Here is a 3,315-nt window from a genome sequence, read left to right on the forward strand (position 1 = left end):
CGGCGGCTCCTCCACGATCACATGCGCGTTCGTCCCGCTCAGACCGAACGACGACACACCCGCACGCCGCGGACGCGCACCGTCCCGCTCCCACGGTTCGAGCGCGTCGACGACACGCACCGGGAGGTCGTCCCAGGCGATGTTCGGGTTGCGCGGGCTGCTGTTGAGGGTCGCGGGCAGTGCGTCGTGGCGGAAGGAGGCGAGGACCTTGCAGACGCCCGCGATGCCGGCGGCCGACTCCAGATGGCCGATGACGCTCTTGGCCGTGCCGAGGCCGAGTTCGTGACCCGGTGCCCGGCCCTCGCCGTAGACGGCGGCCAGGGCCTGCACCTCGATGGGGTCGCCCAGGGAGGTGCCGGTGCCGTGGCACTCGACGTAGTCGACGTCGGCGGAGGTGAGTCCGGCCGAGACGAGGGCGGTGCGGATGACCTTCTGCTGGGAGGAGCCGTTGGGGGCGGTGATGCCGCTGCTGGCGCCGTCGTGGTTGACGGCGGTCGCCCGGATCACGCCGAGCACGGTGCGGTTCTGGGCGACGGCGTCCGACAGCCGCATCAGCGCGATCACGCCGACGCCCTCGCCGCGGCCGTAGCCGTCGGCCTCGGCGGAGAACGTCTTGCTGCGGCCGTCGGGCGCGAGGGCGTGGGAACGGCTGAGCGCCACGAACGAGTCCGGGTCGGCGAGCACCTGCACACCGCCCGCGAGGGCCAGTTCGCACTCGTCGGAGCGCAGCGCCTCGCAGGCCAGGTGCAGGGCGACCAGGGAGGAGGAGCAGGCGGTGTCCACGGACAGCGCCGGACCCTGCAGACCCAGGTGGTAGGAGAGTCGGCCGGCGTTGAAACTGGGCAGGGTACCGGTCAGGGTGTAGGTGTCGGCGGTGCCGCCCTGCCGGTGCTTGCCGTACTCGCCGACGCCCGCGCCGACGAAGACGCCGGTGGTGGTGTCGCGCAGGTCGCGCGGGCGGATGCCGGCGTTCTCCAGCGAGTTCCAGGCGGCCTCCAGCAGCAGCCGGTGCTGCGGGTCCATCGGCTCGGCCTCGCGGGGGCTGATGCCGAAGAACGCGGCGTCGAAGTGGGCGACGTCGTCGAGGAAGGAGGCGTGACGGGTGTAGGTGCGGCCCTCGGCGTCGGGGTCGGGGTCGTAGTAGGCGTCGACGTCGAAGCGGTCGGCGGGCACGGTGGTGACCGTGTCGCGGCCCTCGGCGAGGACCTGCCAGAGGCTGTCGAGGTCGTGGGCGTCGCCGGGCATGCGCAGGCCGACGCCGACGACCGCGAGGGGTTCGCCGGCCGGGCGGCGGGTGTCGGTGCCGGCCGCGGGTACGGCCTGCGCGGCGGGGGCGAGTTCGGTGAGCAGCCAGCGGGTGGCGGCGGCCAGGTCGGGGTGGTCGAAGACCAGGGTCTTCGGGGTGAGGACGCCGGTGCGCTGCTGGACGCGGACGCTGAAGTCCACGGACATCATGGAGTCGAAGCCGAGATCCTTGAAGCCGCGCTCGGGGTCGAGGGCTTCGGGGTCCTTCGCGCCGAGGACCGCGGCGGCCTCGACGGCCAGCAGGCGGCGCACGTGGTCGGCGCGGGCGTCCTCGGGCAGTCCGAGGAGGGTGGCCCGCAACGGGGTGCCCGTCTCGGCGGGGCCGGCGTCCGCGAGGGCGCGGGCGGCCTCGGGCACGGCGCGCAGGAAGGGGCGGTCGCGGCCTTCGGCGTAGGCGGTGGCGGCGCGGGCCCAGTCGATGCCGGCGACGAGCGCGGTGGCGCCCCGGTCGAGCACGGCGTCCAGGGCGTCCAGCGCGTGCGGCGCGGGCATGGGTTCGAGGCCGATGCGGCGCAGCTGGGACTCGGCGGTGCCGTGCGTCATGCCGCCGTCGGCCCAGGGGCCCCAGGCGACGGAGACGGCGGGCAGGCCGGCGGCGCGGCGCCGGGCGGCGAGCGCGTCGAGGGCGGCGTTGGCGGCCGCGTAGTTGGCCTGGCCGACGTTGCCGAGGACTCCGACGACGGACGAGTAGAGCACGAACGCGTCGAGGTCGAGGTCGCGGGTCAGCTCGTCCAGGTGGGTGGCCGCGGTGAGCTTGGGTGCGGCGGCGGCGGCGAGGGACGCGGCGTCCTGGCCGTCCAGCAGCCGGTCGTCGAGCAGGCCCGCGGTGTGGAAGACGGCGCGCAGGGGGATGTCGTCCCGCCTGAGCGTGTCGATGAGGCCGGCGAGCTGCTGCCGGTCGGTGACGTCGCAGGCGGCGAGGGTGACGCGGGCTCCCGACGCTTCGAGGTCGGCGACGAGTTCGGCGGCTCCGTCGGCGGCGGGACCGCGCCGGGAGGCCAGGACCAGGTGTTCGGCGCCCCGTTCGGCGAGGCGGCGGGCGAGGTGCCCGGCGAGGGCTCCGCTGCCGCCGGTGACGAGGACGGTGCCGCGCGGCGTGAAGGGGCGGGCCGAGGTGTCCGGGGCGGCGCGGCGCAGCCTGCGTGCCAGGCGTCCGGCGGGGCGCACCGCGACGTGCTCCTCGGCGTCGGGCGTGCCGTGCGCGGCGAGGGTGGCGAGCAGTTGGCGCAGCTCGCTCTCGCCGGGGTCGGCGGGCAGGTCGACCAGGCCGCCCCAGCGGGCGGCGTGTTCGAGGGCGACGACATGGCCGAGGCCCCAGGTCCGGGCCTGGTCGGGGTCCGGGGCGGGGTCCGCGGGATGCGCGGTGACGGCGCCCTCGGTGAGGAACCACAGCGGGGCCCGTACGGCGGTGTCGGCCAGGGCCTGCACGAGGGCGAGGCCGTGGACCGCGCCCGTGGTCACGTCCGGGTGGGCGGGGTGCGCGGTGGTGTCCGCGGCGGTGAGGGAGAGGACGCCGGTGAAGGTGTCCTCGCCGAGGGCCGCGGTCAGGGCGCCGATCGGGGCGGCGCAGGCGGACCGGTCGTCGCCGGTGGTCAGGATGTGGGGGTGGCCTCCGGCGCCCGCGACGGCGGCGGCGAGGCGTTCGGCGCGGGCGGCGGCGGCCACGGGGGCGGCGATCAGCCAGTGCCCGTGCAGGACGGGCGCGGTGCGCGCCACGGCGGAGGGCTCCCAGGTCTCCTCGTAGATCCAGTCGGCGACGCGCCCCGCGCGGTCCTGCTGGTCGCGCCAGGCGGCGAGGTGGGGCAGGACGGCGGCGACGGCGGCGGCGTCGGCCGCACCGAGGAGTTCGGACAGCCTCGCGGCCTCGCCGCTGCCGACGGCGTCCCAGAAGGCGTCCTCGGCCCGGGAGCCTTCGCGGGCGTCGGAGCGTTCGCCGCGTGCGGGCTCCAGCCAGTAGCGTTCGCGCTGGAAGGCGTAGGTCGGCAGGTCGACGGGCCGGCCGCCGGCCAG

The 3,315-nt window shown here is 76.3% G+C and carries 1 protein-coding gene; it reads right to left on the reverse strand.

What is annotated here, in order from left to right:
* A partial coding sequence (locus ACIRFH_RS36465; protein WP_403530861.1) for an SDR family NAD(P)-dependent oxidoreductase occupies positions 1-3,315 on the reverse strand: 3,315 nt, incomplete at both ends.

The sequence above is a fragment of the Streptomyces sp. NPDC093586 genome, from assembly GCF_044764905.1.
GTDB lineage: Bacteria > Actinomycetota > Actinomycetes > Streptomycetales > Streptomycetaceae > Streptomyces.